The sequence below is a fragment of the Taibaiella lutea genome, from assembly GCF_008629695.1.
In the GTDB taxonomy this organism is placed as follows: domain Bacteria; phylum Bacteroidota; class Bacteroidia; order Chitinophagales; family Chitinophagaceae; genus Taibaiella; species Taibaiella lutea.
This window is the reverse complement of record NZ_VWSH01000001.1, coordinates 988,540-1,007,188: the sequence shown is the minus strand read 5'-3', so window position 1 is coordinate 1,007,188 and position 18,649 is coordinate 988,540. Positions and strand designations below refer to the sequence as shown.

The 18,649-nt window shown below is 39.3% G+C and carries 26 protein-coding genes; 9 read left to right on the top strand and 17 right to left on the bottom strand.

Going from position 1 to position 18,649, the window contains the following annotated elements:
* Positions 1–151 precede the first annotated feature (151 nt).
* From F0919_RS04325 to F0919_RS04300, 6 genes are all read left to right on the top strand, one after another.
* Positions 152–478: an ArsR/SmtB family transcription factor gene (locus F0919_RS04325; RefSeq protein WP_150031482.1), complete on the top strand. Its 327-nt coding sequence runs from the start codon at positions 152–154 to the stop codon at positions 476–478.
* A 57-nt stretch (positions 479–535) separates the two neighbouring features.
* Entirely contained in the window at positions 536–1,009 is a 474-nt protein-coding gene (locus F0919_RS04320; protein ID WP_150031481.1) for a DUF6428 family protein, read from the top strand.
* Between the two features lie 12 nt (positions 1,010–1,021).
* Positions 1,022–1,510 (top strand): GNAT family N-acetyltransferase, encoded by a 489-nt coding sequence (locus F0919_RS04315; protein WP_150031480.1) that lies wholly within the window; start codon positions 1,022–1,024, stop codon positions 1,508–1,510.
* A gap of 130 nt (positions 1,511–1,640) precedes the next feature.
* Positions 1,641–2,057: an arsenate reductase ArsC gene (locus F0919_RS04310; RefSeq protein WP_150031479.1), complete on the top strand. Its 417-nt coding sequence runs from the start codon at positions 1,641–1,643 to the stop codon at positions 2,055–2,057.
* 196 nt (positions 2,058–2,253) lie between these two features.
* Complete coding sequence (locus F0919_RS04305; protein WP_150031478.1) at positions 2,254–2,766, top strand: hypothetical protein; 513 nt, start codon at positions 2,254–2,256, stop codon at positions 2,764–2,766.
* 16 nt (positions 2,767–2,782) lie between these two features.
* On the top strand, positions 2,783–3,472 hold the full coding sequence (locus F0919_RS04300; RefSeq protein WP_150031477.1) for a hypothetical protein: 690 nt from the start codon (positions 2,783–2,785) through the stop codon (positions 3,470–3,472).
* 103 nt (positions 3,473–3,575) lie between these two features.
* Here F0919_RS04300 and F0919_RS04295 read toward each other — a convergent pair whose 3' ends face one another.
* On the bottom strand, positions 3,576–3,968 hold the full coding sequence (locus tag F0919_RS04295; RefSeq protein ID WP_216629365.1) for a hypothetical protein: 393 nt from the start codon (positions 3,966–3,968) through the stop codon (positions 3,576–3,578).
* A 115-nt stretch (positions 3,969–4,083) separates the two neighbouring features.
* Between F0919_RS04295 and F0919_RS04290 the strand changes: the two genes are divergently transcribed.
* Positions 4,084–4,782 carry a hypothetical protein gene (locus F0919_RS04290; RefSeq protein ID WP_150031475.1) on the top strand — a complete coding sequence of 233 codons (699 nt, stop codon included), beginning with the start codon at positions 4,084–4,086 and terminating at the stop codon, positions 4,780–4,782.
* A gap of 179 nt (positions 4,783–4,961) precedes the next feature.
* On the top strand, positions 4,962–5,363 hold the full coding sequence (locus F0919_RS04285; protein WP_150031474.1) for a helix-turn-helix domain-containing protein: 402 nt from the start codon (positions 4,962–4,964) through the stop codon (positions 5,361–5,363).
* Between the two features lie 54 nt (positions 5,364–5,417).
* Here the strand turns inward: F0919_RS04285 and F0919_RS04280 are convergent, their stop codons facing one another.
* The 6 genes from F0919_RS04280 to F0919_RS04260 form a co-directional block, all read right to left on the bottom strand.
* On the bottom strand, positions 5,418–5,690 hold the full coding sequence (locus F0919_RS04280; protein ID WP_150031473.1) for a hypothetical protein: 273 nt from the start codon (positions 5,688–5,690) through the stop codon (positions 5,418–5,420).
* Between the two features lie 55 nt (positions 5,691–5,745).
* Complete coding sequence (locus tag F0919_RS18715) at positions 5,746–6,381, bottom strand: 5'-nucleotidase (protein ID WP_216629364.1); 636 nt, start codon at positions 6,379–6,381, stop codon at positions 5,746–5,748.
* On the bottom strand, positions 6,344–6,787 hold the full coding sequence (locus F0919_RS18710; protein WP_216629363.1) for a 5'-nucleotidase: 444 nt from the start codon (positions 6,785–6,787) through the stop codon (positions 6,344–6,346). Before F0919_RS18710 ends, F0919_RS18715 begins: the two co-directional genes overlap by 38 nt.
* Before the next feature lie 102 nt (positions 6,788–6,889).
* Entirely contained in the window at positions 6,890–7,525 is a 636-nt protein-coding gene (locus F0919_RS04270) for a hypothetical protein (RefSeq protein WP_150031472.1), read from the bottom strand.
* A gap of 32 nt (positions 7,526–7,557) precedes the next feature.
* Positions 7,558–7,785 carry a hypothetical protein gene (locus F0919_RS04265; RefSeq protein WP_150031471.1) on the bottom strand — a complete coding sequence of 76 codons (228 nt, stop codon included), beginning with the start codon at positions 7,783–7,785 and terminating at the stop codon, positions 7,558–7,560.
* 183 nt (positions 7,786–7,968) lie between these two features.
* A complete protein-coding gene (locus F0919_RS04260) occupies positions 7,969–8,277 on the bottom strand; it encodes a hypothetical protein (RefSeq protein ID WP_150031470.1) in 309 nt (102 codons plus the stop codon).
* 226 nt (positions 8,278–8,503) lie between these two features.
* On the opposite strand from F0919_RS04260, the gene F0919_RS04255 reads away from it, so the two are divergent.
* Positions 8,504–9,865, top strand: a complete 1,362-nt coding sequence (locus tag F0919_RS04255) for a M20/M25/M40 family metallo-hydrolase (RefSeq protein ID WP_150031469.1) — start codon at positions 8,504–8,506, stop codon at positions 9,863–9,865.
* 549 nt (positions 9,866–10,414) lie between these two features.
* Here the strand turns inward: F0919_RS04255 and F0919_RS04250 are convergent.
* The 10 genes from F0919_RS04250 to F0919_RS04205 all read right to left on the bottom strand — a co-directional run bounded on the left by F0919_RS04250 (position 10,415) and on the right by F0919_RS04205 (position 18,620).
* Positions 10,415–11,695 (bottom strand): STN domain-containing protein, encoded by a 1,281-nt coding sequence (locus tag F0919_RS04250; RefSeq protein WP_150031468.1) that lies wholly within the window; start codon positions 11,693–11,695, stop codon positions 10,415–10,417.
* On the bottom strand, positions 11,661–12,602 hold the full coding sequence (locus F0919_RS04245) for a FecR family protein (protein ID WP_150031467.1): 942 nt from the start codon (positions 12,600–12,602) through the stop codon (positions 11,661–11,663). The genes F0919_RS04250 and F0919_RS04245 overlap by 35 nt, the downstream gene beginning before the upstream one ends.
* A 6-nt stretch (positions 12,603–12,608) precedes the next feature.
* Complete coding sequence (locus tag F0919_RS04240) at positions 12,609–13,136, bottom strand: RNA polymerase sigma-70 factor (protein ID WP_150031466.1); 528 nt, start codon at positions 13,134–13,136, stop codon at positions 12,609–12,611.
* Between the two features lie 84 nt (positions 13,137–13,220).
* Positions 13,221–13,823: a redoxin family protein gene (locus F0919_RS04235; RefSeq protein WP_150031465.1), complete on the bottom strand. Its 603-nt coding sequence runs from the start codon at positions 13,821–13,823 to the stop codon at positions 13,221–13,223.
* A 200-nt stretch (positions 13,824–14,023) separates the two neighbouring features.
* Positions 14,024–14,971, bottom strand: coding sequence for a YihY/virulence factor BrkB family protein (locus F0919_RS04230; RefSeq protein WP_150031464.1), 948 nt, complete (start codon positions 14,969–14,971; stop codon positions 14,024–14,026).
* Positions 14,972–14,983: 12 nt separating this feature from the next.
* Complete coding sequence (locus tag F0919_RS04225; RefSeq protein WP_190277253.1) at positions 14,984–15,730, bottom strand: ABC transporter ATP-binding protein; 747 nt, start codon at positions 15,728–15,730, stop codon at positions 14,984–14,986.
* Between the two features lie 166 nt (positions 15,731–15,896).
* Positions 15,897–16,520 (bottom strand): 16S rRNA (guanine(527)-N(7))-methyltransferase RsmG, encoded by a 624-nt coding sequence (gene rsmG / locus F0919_RS04220; protein WP_150031463.1) that lies wholly within the window; start codon positions 16,518–16,520, stop codon positions 15,897–15,899.
* Positions 16,521–16,572: 52 nt separating this feature from the next.
* Entirely contained in the window at positions 16,573–17,742 is a 1,170-nt protein-coding gene (locus F0919_RS04215; protein WP_150031462.1) for a glycosyltransferase, read from the bottom strand.
* A 1-nt stretch (position 17,743) separates the two neighbouring features.
* Positions 17,744–18,376, bottom strand: coding sequence for a nucleotidyl transferase AbiEii/AbiGii toxin family protein (locus F0919_RS04210; protein ID WP_150031461.1), 633 nt, complete (start codon positions 18,374–18,376; stop codon positions 17,744–17,746).
* Positions 18,366–18,620, bottom strand: a complete 255-nt coding sequence (locus F0919_RS04205) for a DUF6922 domain-containing protein (protein ID WP_150031460.1) — start codon at positions 18,618–18,620, stop codon at positions 18,366–18,368. The genes F0919_RS04210 and F0919_RS04205 overlap by 11 nt, the downstream gene beginning before the upstream one ends.
* Positions 18,621–18,649: the final 29 nt, after the last annotated feature.

Here is an 18,649-nt window from a genome sequence, read left to right as displayed (position 1 = left end):
GCATTTATCTGAATGATTATTATGAACCGGAGGTGAATAGGTGTGCCACACTTTGAAAGTGTGGCACACCTATTCACCTCCGGTTTTTATTTTTAAAATTTGGAGTTTTAAAAACATTAATCGTAATATTGCAATATTAAACTAAGGCAGTATGGGCGCGACAAAGACGGAACATTTTACAGACAGGCAAAATAAAATTGCAGTACTTGCCAAAGCATTGGGGCATCCTGCAAGGATTGCTATTATTGAGTATTTAATGAAAGTGAATGAATGCATTTGCGGCGATATCGTAAATGAATTGCCGCTGGCGCAGCCCACCGTTTCGCAGCACCTGAAGGAACTTAAAAATGCCGGTATCATTAAAGGCAATATTGAAGGGAATGCAGTCTGCTATTGCCTTGACGAAAAGAACATTGCTGTTTTAAACACCTATTTTTCCGATATCCTTCAGAAAGTATCAAAGGCAAAATGCTGTTAGGCATTTTTTTTAATAATGTTTATCGCAATATTGCAATTAACCTCTAATAAAAGAAAGATGAAATTATCAGAAGTGAAACAAATATTACCCGCACTGAGCAACGTGGCTTTCCTATTGGAAGACGGCAGCTTTGTGCCTGAACACTTCCATGTTACGGAAGTAGGAATGGTTACCAAAGATTTTATTGACTGTGGCGGTGTGGTACGTAAGGAACGCGTAGTAAACTTTCAGCTTTGGAATGCCGACGATTATGAACATCGCTTAAAGCCCGCCAAACTGCTTCATATTATTAAGCTATCGGAAGAGCAGCTGGGCATCGGTGACTTTGATGTGGAAGTAGAATACCAGAGCAATACCATAGGCAGATACGACCTGACCTTTAACGGCGAAGTTTTTGTATTGAAAAATAAAATGACCGCCTGTCTTGCACAAGACGCCTGTGGCATTCCTGCTGTAAAGCAAAAAAAGAACCTTGCCGATCTTACTGCTGATAAAACATCTTGCTGTACACCCGGTTCCGGTTGTTGTTAAAAAACCTGCATCATGGAAATAATAAATTTAAAAGAGCAGCATTACAAAGATGTTTCAAGGATATACCTTGAAGGTATTGCCACCCAAAATGCCACCTTCGAGAAGACAGCGCCCGATTGGGAAACATGGAATAAGGGCCATCTGGAATTTTGCCGCTATGTGGCCATAGAAGGTAATGAAATCGTTGGCTGGGCTGCACTTTCGGCGGTAAGCGGCCGGTGCGTATATGCCGGCGTTGCAGAAGTGAGCGAATATATTGCCGGACAACATCGTGGCAAAGGAGTAGGCAGACAGTTGTTGCAAAAAATCATTACCGACAGCGAAAGCAATGGTATATGGACTTTGCAGGCCGGTATATTTCCTGAAAATGAAGCAAGTATAAAGCTGCATGAACAGTGCGGATTCCGTATGGTAGGTTATCGTGAAAAGATAGGACAGATGAATGGAGTATGGCGCAATACTGTTTTGCTGGAACGTAGAAGCACAATTGCCGGGTTATAATATGAAAGTCTATATCATTAAATACAGGAAACCTATTATTATTACCACCTGCGTTATTCTGTTGCAAATCATTTTTGGTTTCGACCCTAAGTTTTGCATTATTAATATCATCTGGTTATTCGTTTAAACAATGGCGAAGAAAATATTGGTGCTTTGCACCGGAAACAGTTGCAGGAGCCAGATAGCAGAAGGTTATCTCAGGCATTTTGCAGGTGGAAAAGCTGCCGTTTACAGCGCAGGTATTGAAACGCATGGCGTAAATCCGCTGGCTGTAGAAACAATGAAGGAAGACGGTATGGATATTTCAAGCCATACCTCCGATAATATAAATGCCTACCGCGACATTGATTTTGACTTTATCATTACCGTATGCGATCATGCAAAAGAAAGCTGTCCTTATTTTCCATCCAACGCAAAGCGCTTCCATCATAATTTCCCCGACCCTGCAAAAACAACCGGCACCCCGACCGAAGTCCGCAAACAATTCAGCTTAGTAAGGCAACAAATAAAAGATTATTGCGCCCGCTTCGTAGCAGATAATCTGTAGCAGGCAGTGGAGATGACGGGGTCAGGTATCCCACAATTTGAAGTGTGGGATACCTATATGCTTTTAATTGTGGCATGCATTCAAAAGTCGCGTATTTTTACGCATCAATTTCGGGTAATAGTACTTATGTAACATATGTGATGTTCAATACCTTTGGTGAACAAATTAATTATTGTTCACTTAAATAAATTTACCAATGGAAACTTTAAAAGAAAGACCACAACAGGTAGAAGAACCATGCTTTGAAGCCATGAACTGCCTAAAACAAGAATGCCAGCAAAAAATTGTAGACCGACATTGTATAACCAAAGAGATGTTCGACACAATGATAGGCGCATTCGGTGACAAGACACCAACATTACCCCATCCTCTGGCCCCTAAAACCTATACACGCCTTGAAATAGAAAAAATGATGGAACCTCTGGATTGTACAGCAGGGCATTTCATTGAATTTACTGCAAATGATAACGAACGAACTTCCAATAACGATATTGTACTTGGGAATGAAAAAGATGTCGCCAAAGGTAGATATTCGCTCGCTTTTTTTAAAGGCATTATCGCAAAGTATGGTGTCGATGATAATGATAAATTCCATTTTTACAAAGCCATTGACTCAGATGGGAATGTTACCCTTGCTGTGAAATTTAATGCCGGTGGAACAGGAGATGTTTATTTTGCAGATTTAGTAGGGCTTTACCCGATAATGTAATACCTGAATATATTGAATGAATACAGAAGAACTGTTTCGGAACGTCTTTACCATTATTGCGGTGCTGGCCTCATCGCTGCCCGTTTGCGGTTTCCCCGGTAAATGGCGTTCCGCTTTATGGCTGAACGCAGCGGCAGCATTTTTATCTAACCTGCTTCTGGTATTTGTAATTCCCGATGCATACAAGGGGCTTGTTGCCAATGTATATATATGGGTGGATTTTATGCTGCTCTATTGTATTTACCGTGAAAATAAGATTTTCATACAGTTTGCGTGGCTCAGGCTGACGGTTGTCTGTTGCTTCATTATTGAAGTAGGAAGTACATTTCTCTATAGTCAAAAGGCTTTTCTGCATTCCGGTTATTTCGATGCCAATCAGATTTTGAATAATTTGTTTGAATTTAATAATGTCGGCGCGTCGGGTCTGTCCGCTCTCTGTATTTTGATATGCCTTGTGAGTTATAATTCCATTCTGAAGCAAGCAGAATACCTGTATCTGGGAAAATCAGCCTTTTTCTGGACTAATACCGCAATATTTATTAATTCATCGGGTGTATGCATCCTTTTTCTTTGTATTCATCTTCTTAACAAAAAAGCCCTCGGGCATCTATGGGTTATGAATAACGCATTTGAAATTATAAAGTCTTTCTTATTTCTCATTGCATTATCCAGATTGAAACCCGTAGATAATAGACTCCTTTCATAGTATAGGTATCCCACAATTTGAAGTGTGGGATACCTATATGCTTACCTGCCCGGCATACCTACAAGTCCTGAAAGGACGACACACAATAGAATAGGATAAAATCCTATTTCACAGCAGAATAGGATGAAATCCTATTATCCATTGCACACACTCCTTCATTAATTGCACAAGCCATTGCGTCGATTGTACAGACCTCTGCATCAGGTGAATTGCCTTGTGCAACAAGTGAATTGCTCTTTGCGTCGGGTGAATTGCCCTGTGCAACGAGTGAATTGCCCTTTGCGTCGGGTGAATTGCCTTGTGCGTCGAGTGAATTGCCTTGTGCAACGAGTGAATGGACCATTGCGTCGGGTGAATTGCCTTGTGCGTCGAGTGAACTGCCCTGTGCAACGAGTGAATGGACCATTGCGTCGGGTGAATAGGCTCCTGCATCAATGGTAAAATAAATATGCTTCTTTTGGATTGTTAAAATAAATATTTTATAATAGACTGACAATAAATAAATTAATATTTTTTCAAAAATTATTTTCCGTTTTATAGGTTTTTGGCATGGTATTTGATATATGAAGCATAGGATCATTAAATATTTAACCTTTAAAACTCAAATTAACATGGCTTATTCAGGAGGCTTCGGTGCAAAAATAGCCAACGCACAAGACCTCCTTACACATCTTAAAAGCTTCAGCGGTTATGCTCCGCCATCGCAGGATTTATCCGTTGCTGCACTCGAAGACCTCATCAACGAAACCAAATCGCACAATGACATTACCGTCTTTGCCATCGATGAATATTCAGAAACGGTAAACGAAAGAGAAAAGCTCTTTAAAAAAGAACCTACATCTCTTTTAAAACTAGTGTCCCCCATCTATGCATCGGCTACCGCCGCTTTAGGTAAAAATTCAAAACATGTGGAAACCATAAAGACATTGACCCGCAAAATAAGAGGGAAGAAAATAAAGAAACTCGGCAAAAATCCTGATGAAGCAGCCATCAGCGAAAGCGAAAGCTCCTATGGTAGCCTCGCTCAGTCCCTTGCCGATCTTATTGTTATCCTCGACAGGCACAGCAATACATACACGCCATCCAATCAGCACATAACAATAAGTGCCCTGCAGGAATTACATACCAAAATGGAGAATGGCGCCAGAAATGTTGCAGCTACATTAGGTACACAGAAAAGATGCCGTGACCTTCGCACAAAGAACTACGAAAAGCTCAATGAGGTTACCCAAAGAGTAAAAGAAGCCGTAAAAGGGCAGTACACCGCAAGCTCGGTAGAATACAAGCTTATAAAATCGCTTACCATATAATAGCGTCCGTTATGGCCAACGGCTTAATTCAAAAGAGGCATATCCATGTATGTCTCTTTTGCTGTAAACGGTATAAGCTATCCGGCGGAGGATGGTAATTTATCCGCGCATTCTCCTGCCGGTGGCAACATATTACCCGCATAAAAAACTATATTTGTTGCGTCTAACACACAAATGCTATGTCAAACAGTAAAATACACGAAGGCCGCAACATCAAACGCTTCCGCGAAATGCTCGGCATAAAGCAGGAAGCCTTAGCCTCCGACCTGGGCGAAGACTGGAACCAAAAGAAAATATCACTCCTCGAATCGAAAGAAATCGTTGACCCGGCCTTGTTGCAACAGATATCATCGGTATTGAAAATACCGGTAGAAGCTTTTCAGAATTTTGATGAAGAACAGGCGATTTATAATATCTCGTGTAACTTTTCTGATAATGCGATGCTAAATAATTATCCTACTTTTCATCCAATTGAAAAGATTGTTCAACTACATGAAGAAAAGATTGCGCTTTATGAAAGGATGCTGAAGGAGAAGGATGAAATGATGGAGCGGTTGGAGAGGTTGATTGGGAAGAAATAATATTTATAGCAAAAAAATAGAAAAGAGATATCCGTGATGGGTATCTCTTTTAAATTAACGTGTAAAATACCAATTCCGATTAACTGACTTGCGAATAACCTTGCAATGCTTTAGAAGAGAAAGTTTGTCTACTACATCCAGTTGTCTCAATAAATTTCTTATCGGTAAACCAGGACGTGAATAATCTTTATTGAAGATGCCTTTTGAAACAAATAAATTCATAAGGTCCTTTGCAGGAATTTCAATTGTAGCGGGATTATCCTTAAAATAATCTCTTACTGCCTGATCAATACGACCAGCTTTATGAATTGTTTTTTCTGTAAGCATATTAGCGTGAACGATATAAGTATTTATATGATAATGCTACTGAAGATTAAAAAAGTTAGTTTAAATGTTCATCTTGATTCAAGTTCTCTATTCCGTTTTCTCCGAGAACAAGGATTTTTACAATTTCCTTTTTTGAATCAAGTAAAGGATTAGCAATTTTGACCTCTTTCCTCTTAATATACAAGGGAGATGTAGTGGCGTATGGAACTTTGGCTGAAGGTACCAAAGCCATTGTATCTTTTAAATGGGCATCTTGATCGTCAAAGAAAATGTGGGCTTTAAATGCTTTTAAAATTTTATCCTTAGGTAGCCCGCCTAAAAAAAATGCTTCATCAATATATACATCCCAATTTCTCAATGTTTTTATTACTCTCATATGTGAGGGGCTGTTTCTTGCAGTAACTATTGCGATCCTTAAAGGCGATAATTCGACTCCTGTGTTCATCTGCCTTTGAATAATAGATAACATTTTTAATAGCTTAGCATGTGGCCCTTCATGCAAAGGGTTATTTTCATTTTGCTTTTCATTATTGTGAAAGGCCACGATCCCCTTTGTTTTATAGATTGTTTCTGATTCATCAGAAAATAAAACAGCATCTGCATCAAAAGCTATTCTTACAGTAGATTCATCAGGAATATAAGAACTCGGCGGATCATAAATTAAAAGCAGCAGATGCTGAATTCGAATCAATTACTTTTTGAACATCTTCTTCATCTTTTGATAAAAAAAGGTCAACACTGAATGCATCAATATAATCATACAATGGCTCACCTCCAGTAAACGCAGAACGTGTTATATCCAATTCGTATTGTATTATAGAATTTAAAACACGCAATCCTGTTTCAGGACTATTTTTAGACATCACAATAACCTCAACAAGTCGTTTGTCGTCAATCGCAAATTTATTCAGGTTAAGTAAAGCTTTTACAATATGGAAACCTGTTCCTTTTTTAAGGATGGTTGTTTCATGTTGCTTTTGAAATTCTCTAAAAGCAACTACACCTTGCTCTTCAAATATTTTGTTTTCTTCTTCTAAATCAAATAAAGCTCTTGAAGAAATACCTACCACCAGTGTGTTAGTGAAATCAATTGGCATTAAAGGAGGATTTATGATTATTATTTTTTTGGCTTTAAGTGAGAAACTTCTCAAACTTTTTTAAATACAGCTGAATGTATGCTTTGAAAAGCTTTAATATTATTACTTTTTCCTTTTATCGTACTCATCATAAACATTTTGAAAAATACCCCTCGTTTCATTTAGGGCATCTTCAATTTCCTCCTCATCAAAACGTTTAAAGTCAAATTTATTTTCGCTTAGTCTAAATATTCCCATATTGACTTTGTTGACATCACATTTAAGGATTCTGTCAGCAATGTATTTTTGTAATAAAGGAAATCTTAATTGAGTAAGCCAGGGAATTTCTTCTTCAATAGGAAAGAAAGCAAAGAAATTGTTTTTATCATTTACTATCCAAGGTGTATTTCCTGTTAACCGTACTTCGCTATGTATATCCCACTTAATCCTACGAATGCCTTCTTCAAATTCAAATTTCATTTTCTTAAACTCCTTTTCATAAGCAACGAGACTTCTGATTAAGTTTTCCTGTTTGGTTTTATTGGCACGAGTTTCATTAAACCTTAGAAAGCTGTTTTGTAAATTTCGAATAGCTTCTGAGGGAGTTAAATTCTCTACATGCATGTCTTTAATTGCCTTTTGCCAATGCCTAAACATGCCAAAAGACCCACCTCCTTTTGTTCCTTCTATTAGAGATTGTACAAAAAAAGAAGGATCATTTCTTGCTTGCTCAAGAGCAGAACATCTTACGCTTATCATAACGATATGTTTTAGAGGTTAATTCTTTATTCTCACTTACACACTCCACAAGTCCCGCCGTCCTTACTGCAATGTTTGCAATATTTACAGTTCTTGCAGGCGCTGCATGATTTGTCGCCGGAGCATTTACCTTCTGTGCCCGTTTTGCTGTCGGCAGTCTGCGCCACTAATGTAGAAGAAGTATGATTTTGCGGAGTAGTAGTACTACACGAAGCGAATACTAAAATGCATCCTGAAAGGAGCAATAGCTTTTTAATCATGGTTTGGGTTGGTTTAGGTTATGCCAAGATTAAAATTTTTTTTCAATTATCCAACATTTATATATGCTTTTTTATTTGAAAGGGAAATAATATCGGTATTTACCCTGAGGTCTTTGCCACTCATCTCATCAGGTGTGCCACACTTTTGAAGTGTGGCACACCTGATGCTACGCTTTGAAATATTTATTCCGGTCGGGGTGAGGGTATGCTTTGTACGCGGTTATACGAAATGACGGTGGAATCACGTACACGGAAGTGCTGATGTATGGCTTCGTTTATCACTCTTTGTACATCGTCCAGTGTAACAGAATCGTTCTGCAATACCGCAATGCTCATCTTGTGGATAGTTGCCGTTTCATTTTGTAAAAAGGTGGCTTCTGCAAGGTATCGCTGAAGCACTACTTTTGAAGGAATTTCACCTGTATAGGCATCGACGGGATATTTACGCATTACTTGCAATAATGCTTCTTTCAGGGTTTCAAGATGGCACATAGATAAGGGGGCGGATGGTTTATTATCCAGTATAACAAATCTAACCCTATGGCTTTGATCCCGTATAATTTTTGTCCACGAACGACATATTGCACGCTTTTTTTAAGAAAACAGATCATATATCGGCTGTCCTGTATTTTCTGTTTCATTTCTCAAACTTTCAGATGGTTTTTTAGAATGATGGTTATATTTGTGAGGTTATTCCAATCAACACAAAACTTCCTGAATGAAAAAAATCGCCTGTCTTGCATTAAGTCTCGCTGCTACGCTTATGGGGTATTCCCAGAATGCCGATTCCGTTTTGCTTAAAAATGTTTCTGATGAAATCATGCTGCATGGCACATGCTATGAAAACCTGCGTGTGCTTACAAAAACCATCGGGCATCGTTTGAGTGGCTCGCCGGAAGCGGACAAGGCGGTGGAGTGGGGCAGGAAGGCAATGACAGCGGCAGGCGCAGAAAATGTATGGCTGCAACCGGTGGATGTGCCGGTATGGCGGCGCGGCGCTGAGTCGCTGAAGCTGCAACTGGACGGTAAAGAGTTTGTAACCGTTTCCATGTTGTCGCTGGGTAATACGGACGGCACAGGTGGCAAAATGCTGGAACGCGAAGTTATTTGTGTGCCTGATATGGATGCCTTTGCGGCTTTACCTGCCGAAAAGGTGAAAGACAAGATTATATTTTTTAATTACAGCTTCCGGCAGGATATCATCAACACCTTTGAAGGTTACGGCGATGCCGTGAAATACAGATGGATGGCGGTAAACAAAGCAGCGGACAGAGGTGCGGCGGCGGTTATTATACGTTCGGTAAGCACAGGTGCAGATGATGCGCCGCATACAGGTACCAGTCATTATACCGACACTACGAGGCATATTCCTGCGGTGGCAATAGGCAATACTTCCGCCACCAAGCTGGCAGCGGCCTGTTCCAATCATACGGTTAAAGCACAACTGATATCTGATTGCGGCATGAATGGTACGAAGCGTTCGTATAATGTGATAGGTGAAATAAAAGGTACGGAAGAGCCGAATGAAATTATTGTAGTGGGCGGTCATCTCGATTCCTGGGATGTGGGCGAAGGTGCGCAGGATGACGGTGCGGGTTGTGTACAGTCTATAGAGGTTTTAAGAAGTATAAAAGCGCTGGGCATCAGACCTAAACATACCATAAGGGCGGTGCTTTTTATGAATGAGGAGAATGGCACGAAGGGTGGCAATGCTTATGCGGATTCGAGTAAGAAAGCAAATGAACAACCTATTTTTGCGATGGAAAGCGATGCAGGTGGGTTTACGCCGAGGGGAGTGGGTCTTGAAATGCCTTTGGAACCAAAGCAAAAGATTAGGAGATGGGCTCCGTTGTTTATGCCTTATGGTGTTTATGATTTTATGCAGGAGGAAAGCGGTACGGATATAGGCCCGATGCGTAAGCTGAATGTGCCGTTGGCAGGTTTGCTTCCGGATTCACAACGTTATTTTGACCTGCATCATAGTCGTAATGATGTATTTGAAGCGGTAAGTCACCGGGAATTAAAACTCGGCGCATGGACTATGGCTGCTATGGTGCTGCTGGTAGATAAATATTTTTAAGAGCGCTTTAAATAAGTAAGTCAATCCTTATAGGTTTTCGAAACCTATAAGGATTTTATAGTTGTTGGTGAAAAACACTAACAACGGCGTAAAATGAGTGAGCCAAACCTAATAGGTTTTCAAACCTGTAAGGATTCTATAGCTGTTGGTGAAAACACCAACGACGGCGTAAAGGATTTATAAAATAATTGAATTAGTAGCTGTTGGTAGAAAACACCAACGACGGCGTAAAATAAGTAAGCCAATCCCTATAGGTTTTCAAAACCTATAGGGATTTTATAGTTGTTGGTGAAAAACACTAACAACAGCGTAAAATGAGTAAGCCAATCCTTATAGGTTCTCAAACCCTATAAGGATTCTATAAAATAGTTGTTGGTGAAAAATACCAACGACGGCGTAAGAGCACGTTAAATGACCATTCCCTACTCACTATTCCCTATTCACAATTGACTACTCACTATTGCCTATTCCCTATTCCCTACTCACTATCCACTATCAACTATCCACTATCCACTATCCACTATCCACTAACCACTATCCACTAACCCCCTATTCTCCCGAGAAGCGTAATTGATACAGCAATGTAAGCTGAATGCCCAGCCAGGTTTTAGTATTGCCTGTGCTGCTACCTGTATAGCTGTTGCCAAGCGTATAAGGCGGTTTTATGCCCGGATATCTTTTGTCGGCATCATAACCTGCGGGCAGGATATCGCTGAGCGAAACAGGGTTTCCGTTACTCGTATAATTTGTTTTGAGCGAATTGAATGTCAATCCGCCTTCTATTGCAAGTCCGCCGCCGAAATTATAATGCGTGCTGATGCCATAACGCATCAATTTGGAAGTGGCTGTCAATGGTGTGGCAGCAACAGAAGTATCTATTGAAGAAGGAATGCTGTATGCTTTTGAAACAGATTGTCCTGTTGTTATCACAAAATGCATGCTCCAGTGTTCGTCAATATTGGCCGAACCGCCAATGCCGTAACGCCAGGTATTTTGTCCGCCGCCGATATTATAGGAAGCAATGCCATAAATAAAATTCATGCCGAATTTTAAAGTGGGATTACAGTAATAAACTTCATCGACCGATATGCCTGGTGACAACAGCAGGTTATTGCCCAGATAATGTAATGTTTTATTTCCTGCGCCGGAATTATCACTTCCGTAGCTTTTGGAAGTACCTCTCCGCCATTTGCGTTCGGGAATGGGCGCAGCCATTTCTTCTTCCTCTGTTTCGTCGTTACCACCGCCACCGCCTGAGCCGCCACCGCCAAAATAATAATTGGCCACCAGACCGGAATCGCCCACAACAACAATGGTTGCATCGGTTGCAGTATCTGTAAAAGTGGTTGTCTTTGCGGTCCGGAAAGAACGGGTTGCAATGGCAGGTTCATTTATAAGCAAGGGTTCTTCGGCGTCTTGCTCCGTTCGCTGTGTGTGATGTTTTATTTTCTTTGGCTTGAATGCTGCGGGCTTTTTCCCCGCACCGGCTGTATAGATAATATGCCGCTGACTGATTATTTTATAGGAAATGCCGGTTTGCTTTTTTATCAATGCCAGAACCTCTGCTACCGTTATACGGTCGCCTTTTATTTTAATCTTTGTACCGGGATTGATATTGTCGGCATTATAAGAAAAGGAAATGCCGCTTTGGGTTTGTATTTCTTCGGTAATGGATTGTAAGGTATAAGGCTTATGCGTCAGCAATATCTCTTTGTAAAACATGGGATTTGTCTGCTGACCCATCGATGTGATGGATGCCAGACAAAGCACCAGAACCAGAAAGTATTTCATGGAATTATTTACAAGCATTGCCGGAAAGCTGCACCACATTGCCTTCTATTTTGTATTCGGTATTGAAGGTAGCGGAAATAGCGATTAATATCTCTTTCAATGTCTGATTCTCAAAGCCCGCGCTTAGTTTACAGTCTTTAAATGCTGCATTGCCAAACTGAACTTTAACTTTGAAATGCGCCTGAATTTGTGAAGCAACTTCGCTCATCGGTGTGTTGTTAAACAGGAAAGAGCCTGTAAATGGCTTCAAGACAAATTTCCTGTCATCTTTGATATAGCTTCCTGTGTTTCCTTCAGGAATCAGCAAAGTATCTTTGTCATTGTAAAATGCTACAAGGCCTTTATTTACCGAAACATCGATGGTTTCCTTTTTCCTGTTGACAGAAAAAGAGGTGCCGAGCACTTTTATATGCAATTGTCCCATGTGGACGTAAAAAGGTCTTTCTGCTTCATGGTTCACATCAAATGAACCATTTCCCACTAATGTAACTTCTCTGGTATCTTTTGCAAATGTAACCGGATAAACCAATGCGCCTTGCGGTTCAAGCGCAATATGGCTGCCGTCCTGCAGGTTTAATTCTATTCCCTTGTCGTTTGCCTGAGCGGTTAAAGTCGGTAAATTCTGATTGCGTGTATTGAATAAATAGTAGCCTGCAAAAGCGGTAACAATAACAGCCAGGAATGCTGCAATCCTGCCCGGCCATATATATTTGCCTGGTTTAAGTTCCTGAACGTTTTGCGGCTTGATTTTTGACTGGAGACTTTCCCATTCTCTGGAAATATCGGGAACCTGATAGTTTTCTTCTCCCGCCGCCAGCCATGAAGCGTGTGTCTCGGCGAGAAAAAGCTTGTTTTCTTCGGCAGCATTTGCCCAATCATCCACTTGCATGGCTTCGTCAGGTGTTGCTTTTCCTGCAAAGTATTTTATGATTATATCAAATTCCACCTCTGATTAATTTAATGATTCTAACGGAAGACAACTCAATAGCCATAAAACCCCTATTGTTGCCCTGATTATTTTTAAAGCTTTACTCATGTGCGCTTCCACTGTCTTAACGGAAATGTCAAGTTCGGCAGCTATTTCGGCATATTTTTTGTTTTCTATCCTGCTTTTGAGAAATACAGCCTTGCATTGCGGCGGCATCTGCTCCAGAACCTTGTTGATTTTCTGTTCCCATATTCCGGCTTCGTTTGCATCTTCCTGTCCCGGATTTTCCTGTAAAGAGAAAGCACCGGTTTCGTGTTTCTGGCGAACGCTTTCTTTCTTGATATAGTTCAGGCTTTCGTTGTAAACAGAGCGGTAGAGGTATGCTTTTGACGAGCTGTTGATATGCAATGTTTCCCTGCGTTCCCAAAGATTAATGAACACGATTTGCAAAACATCTTTAGCGTCCTCTTCATTTTTCAAAATAGAAAAGGCGTAACGATACAGCGCTTCGTAATGTTCTTTAAATAATTGTTCTATTTCAGGCAGGCTCATAGAAGCGCAAATATGGATAAAATATTTGTAAGCAAAAATTTCTCTGTGGTCTTAATGAAATTATATCTTGAAGGGAGGATTGAATTAATTCAATCTTTTAATGCTGCAACCCACAGATTTTGTTTCAGCCGGATCGATGGCTTTTCCTGCCAAAAGATTATCGATGGCATTTTTCAGGTACATGATTTTTGCTTCTGAAGGATTGGCCGGATTGTCATCCATCGCACCTTTGTACACCAGTGCCTGTGCGCCGTTGAATAAATAAACCTCGGGTGTGTGCGATGCACCGAAAATATCGGCAAGGGCTGATTTCTTATCGACGAGGTAATTAGGGTAATTATGTTCTTTGCCGAATTTAATCATAGACTTAACCGCATCAGCATCATTTCTCTGGGCTTCATTGGAATTGATAAATACAACACCCAAACCTTTTTCATGCGCATATTTAAGCACTTGGCCGGTGCGTTCTATATTTCTTATTACAAAAGGACAAGTATTGCAGGTGAAAACGACCAGCAATCCTTTCTCTGTTTTTACATCCGGCAGATGCATGATTTTACCATCAAAAACATTGGTTGTCTGATAGCCTTCTGCCGGAAGTTTGGTACCTATAGGCATGCTTTTTTCCTGTGCAAATGTGGCCATACTAATGCCTGCAGCCAGAAATAAACTCAATATCTTTTTCATCTGTTTGTTTTTTATTGTTTTTAAAAGTAAGATGGAATTCACATAAAAATTATTATCGCTTTGGGTATAATTCAGCGTGCTGATTTTTATGCTCCTTTCATAATCGTATTTGGAATGAAATGGTTAAATAGAAAATTATCTACAGCAAGTTAGCTGTTTTTTACAGAAAAAATTTCCTAAAGCTAAGTTGAAAGGAGCGTTCAGGGTTTTGAACTGCCTTTATTTGCCTTTGCGGCAATATTCTTTTTCTTTTCTGCAAACAAAAGGATGGTGAGATTGATTTCATAACCAATGAGTATCACAAGTCCTGTAATGAACGTCCAGATCATCAGCATCAGTAGTGTGCCTATAGATCCGTAAACTTTATTGTAGTTAATAAAGTTGTTTGCGATAAAAAAGAAACCAATGGATATCATTACGAATAATAAGCTCGCAAGAAGTGCGCCTGTGCTGAAGAACGGAAATTTCTGGTTTAAAGAAGGGCCGTATTTGTACAAAATGCAGATTGCAAAATACAGCACGAGGAACAAAGTGCAGCCACTGAGTATTTTTATAAGAACTGCGTTGCCGATATGCTCCATTATAAATTTGTCAATGATGCTTGTCTGGATGATAATGACTGTTATGGATATTAATAACAGTAACATGAGTCCGAGTGTTATCCATAATGCTTTCCATCTCCTGGCTATGCCCGTTCTTTTTATCTGAGCAGGTGAGTCGCGGTCGAAGCTGCGCAGGATACCCATTACGCCGTTTGAAGAAACGATGACGGTAAATAAAAAACCGAAAGAAAGAAGCTCCCGTTTTTTATTATTCATAAAGTCTGTAATGATAGCCTCTAAGGCTGCAAACAGCTTTGGGTTTGGTGATAGGGATTGAATAGAGTTAAGCACTACATCATGCACCGTTGCGGGTGGCAGAAAAGTAGCTAAAGAAAAAAGAAAAATGAGGCTTGGCGGAATGGCCAGCAGAAAATTATATGAAATGGCCGCTGCCCTTTCCGTTAAACGGATGTCTTTAATGCTTTTTACGAATGTTGAGGTGACTTCATAAGCATTCGCGCCGTTTGCACCCGGAATAATGATGTATTTTAGTCCGGAAGCAAGCAGCGAGATTCTTTTGTTTGTTTTATATTTTAAGCTGGTCAAGGTGAAAAATGGTTATTCTCTTACGGTTCGGCCTGTATAAAAAAGAAAGACATCTTCGAGGCTGTTGCACCCTTCGGCGGATGCTATCAGTTGCTTCGGGCTTGCCTGTGCTATTAATTTCCCTTCATCAATAATTGCTACATCATCACATATCTTTTCCGCTTCTTCCAATAAATGGGAAGTATATATAATCGTATTTCCCTGCACATTGTATTGTTTAAGGAAATCGAGGATCATGTTGCGCGATTGCACATCTACGCCTGCAGTCGGCTCATCCAGAATCAACAATTCAGGATTGTGTAATAATCCGGCAATTATATTGGCTCTTCGCTTCATGCCTCCACTATATTGACTTACACGTTTATTTGCATGTTTCTCCAATCCGAAGTGAGCAAGCATTTCACTTACTTTTCCCTTCAGACTTTTGGAAGGAATATTATAAAGCCTGCCTACATACTCCAGGTTTTCTTTTCCTGTTAATTGCGGATACAAAGCAAATTGCTGTGGTACGACGCCTATCTTTTTCTTGATTTCTATAATATCATTTGAACAATCGAGCTCCAGGACTTTTGCAAGACCCGAATCGGCTTTTACCAAACCGCAAATGATAGATATGGTAGTAGTTTTGCCAGCTCCGTTCGGCCCCAATAAACCCGCAATGATTCCTTTTTTGAAATTCAACGAAAGCCCCTGCAATGCTGTATTTTCAGCACCCGGATAATGTTTTCGCAGATTTTCTATTTGAATGGAATAACTCAAGGAATTGGTGTTTTAGAGAAGAAAATGTGGTGAATGATAAAAATATAGTCTTCGGTTAATTCTTACAGGGTTTTAAAACCTGTAAGAATGCAATAAAAATGATAATGATTAAGGCACTTTTAATGATGATTGCTTTTAATCAGAATCTTACATCATGTATTCAAAACTATTTTCCAACCCAAACTACATATTTATCTTTAAAATGCGGTTCGGGAAAAATCCTGTCCACATCCCATAAAGTGGGGCGTAAACCCGATTCGCTGATTTCCTGTGCTAAATCGCCACCTTTCAGACAAATCAATCCATTTGCCAGTTCTGTCGATTTTCTTTTCTGAATATAAGGTTTGCACCATTTCCATAAATCTTTCAAAGGAGCCACAGCACGGGATACGGCAAAGTCAAAAGTTTGCTGCGGAATCTCTTCCATGCGCGAATGTAATATTTTCACATTTTTTAAACCAATGGCATCAGCAACGCCTTGTACCACTTTCAATTTCTTACCAATAGAATCAACCAACAGAAATTCGACTTCAGGATAAAAGATAGCCAGCGGAATGCCGGGAAAACCACCACCGGTGCCAATATCGACAATCTTCATGCCGGGATTAAACGGACAAACCGCAGCAATGCTCAGGGAGTGCAATACGTGACGTGTATATAATTCGTCAATATCTTTACGCGAAATGACATTGATTTGTTGATTCCATTCTATGTATAAATCCTTTAGCCTGGTAAATTGTTCTATTTGCGTTTCAGTGAAATCACTGAAGTATTTTAAGATTACTTCCATGTTTATTTTTTAAAAGAATGCGTTCCGAAAAAGTTGCCAACTTTCCTTCAGCTCACTTCCAGCTCTGTTTATTTTTCCAAAAGATATATGGCGACAAAAGTACGTTATAGATAGCCCATCCCAAATCTCCGAGCGGATAAAACAGCAATATTTTTTTTTCGTTGAGTTGCCTGTACCATTTTGCTGCATTCAACCAATAAAGGAACAGTCGTAGCAGAAATAAGAAAACGGCCAAATTCCAAATTTTGCTTTGCAAGAGAAAAGTTCCGGATTTCAAACTCCAACTGATTAAAATGATTCCCAGAAACCAATACAAACTATGGCTTATGGCGTATAAGCCTAATAGGCTTTTCACTTTCTCCGGGTAATATTTTCCGGTGCTGGAATGTCTTGTTTTCTGTTTCCACCAGTCTTTCCAGGTTGATTGCGGTACAGAAATGGTGAAGGCATCTTTATCTAAACACACGCTTGTGTTTTCTTTGGTTGCAATTTTACAGATCAATAAATCGTCATCGCCGGAAGGTGTATGCTTATATACTTCCTGAAAAGCAATATCCTTATCTAAATCTTTTAGCAGTGATTTGTCGTAAGAAAGATTCCGGCCTACACCCATGTAAGGTAATCCTATAGCAGTGTAAGAAGCATATTGCATACAGGTATTGACCGTTTCCCAACGGATGAATTTGTTTAGCAAACCAAATTTAGCTTCATAGGCTCCGTAACCAAGACAGATTTGAGGTTTGAGGTTTGAGATTTGAGAAATTTTGCGCAGCCATTGATCCGAAGATGGTTTACAATCTGCATCTGTCAATAACAGCCTCTCGAATCTGGCAGCTTCAATACCTTTTGATAATGCAAATTTCTTGCCCGGTAAGGTTTTTATTGTTTCGACAGGAATATTAAGAATGTGTAATTGCGGGTATTTTTCAACAAGTGCTTCCAGTATTTCTTTTGAGTTATCAACAGATTGGTCATTGACTACAATGACTTCAGACAAATCTTTGGGATAATCCTGTTCTAAAACAAAAGGGAGGAATTGTTGCAGATTTTGTGCCTCGTTTTTGGCGCAGATGATAATGGAAACAGGTATTGGATTGTTTAATGGTTGAGGATTGTTAAATTGTTTTTTGTTGAATTTTAAAATAAACAGGAAGACAATTTGTATGATACATACAAAGCAAAAAAAATAAACCCAGAACTCATAGTAAAATAGATATTGCATCCTAAAAGCGTTTATTAGGATGTATAATGGCTTCTTTGATTCGCTTTTTAATTTTATCCAGACTCAAAGGTATCTTCATTAAAGGAGGATCAAGTGTTGGGTCAATGTCTTCGAAATAATTAATGGCTCTTACGGGAATTACAGGATTAAAATCAGGATATTTAATAGAATAGAAATGTAACATTTCATTTAATGTAAATTGCCCTAACAAAAAATAAGCATCTATAAAGTCTTTCAATCGTTTGCCGGAATTAGATATAGCATGTAGTTTTATAGCAGCAATATCTTCTAAAGAGAGAAAAGTAATCTCTTCTTCATTCTGGGGTTCATTAATGAAAGGATAATTGTGCCGGATGAAATCAACTTTTACATCATTGATATAACATAGAATTCCATTCCTGAAAGTTTTGTTTAATTCAATCTTGAAATAGTTACGGAGTGTATCAATAATAAATGCTGTATCAAATTCATTTTGCGTGAAGAGGTCTATGTCAATAGAATTTCTATGTCCAAGTTTTAATGCTAAAGCAGTACCTCCAACCAAATTGAACGAATTTAATTCTTCAATTTTCTGAAGTTCCTGTATTAATTTGAAAGTTTCGGGAGCTATAATGAACGGATCTTTATGCAACATTTACCAATTCAGATTGTAATAAAAGTTTCGAAAATTCTTTATCATAATTACTTAATTGGGCACTCCATTCAATTGTTTCTAAAATTTTGGCTTTCCCATAAAAGCTTATAATACTTTTCCAATGCTCAAAATTACCACGTTCTAATACTCTTTCAATTACGATTTTGTAAGATTTATGATAATTGAAAGTTGCTGTATCAAATTCCCATAGAAACTTGCCGGGTATATCTGGTTTATCTTGCATTTTATTTAATTCTTTTACAAATTTACAAA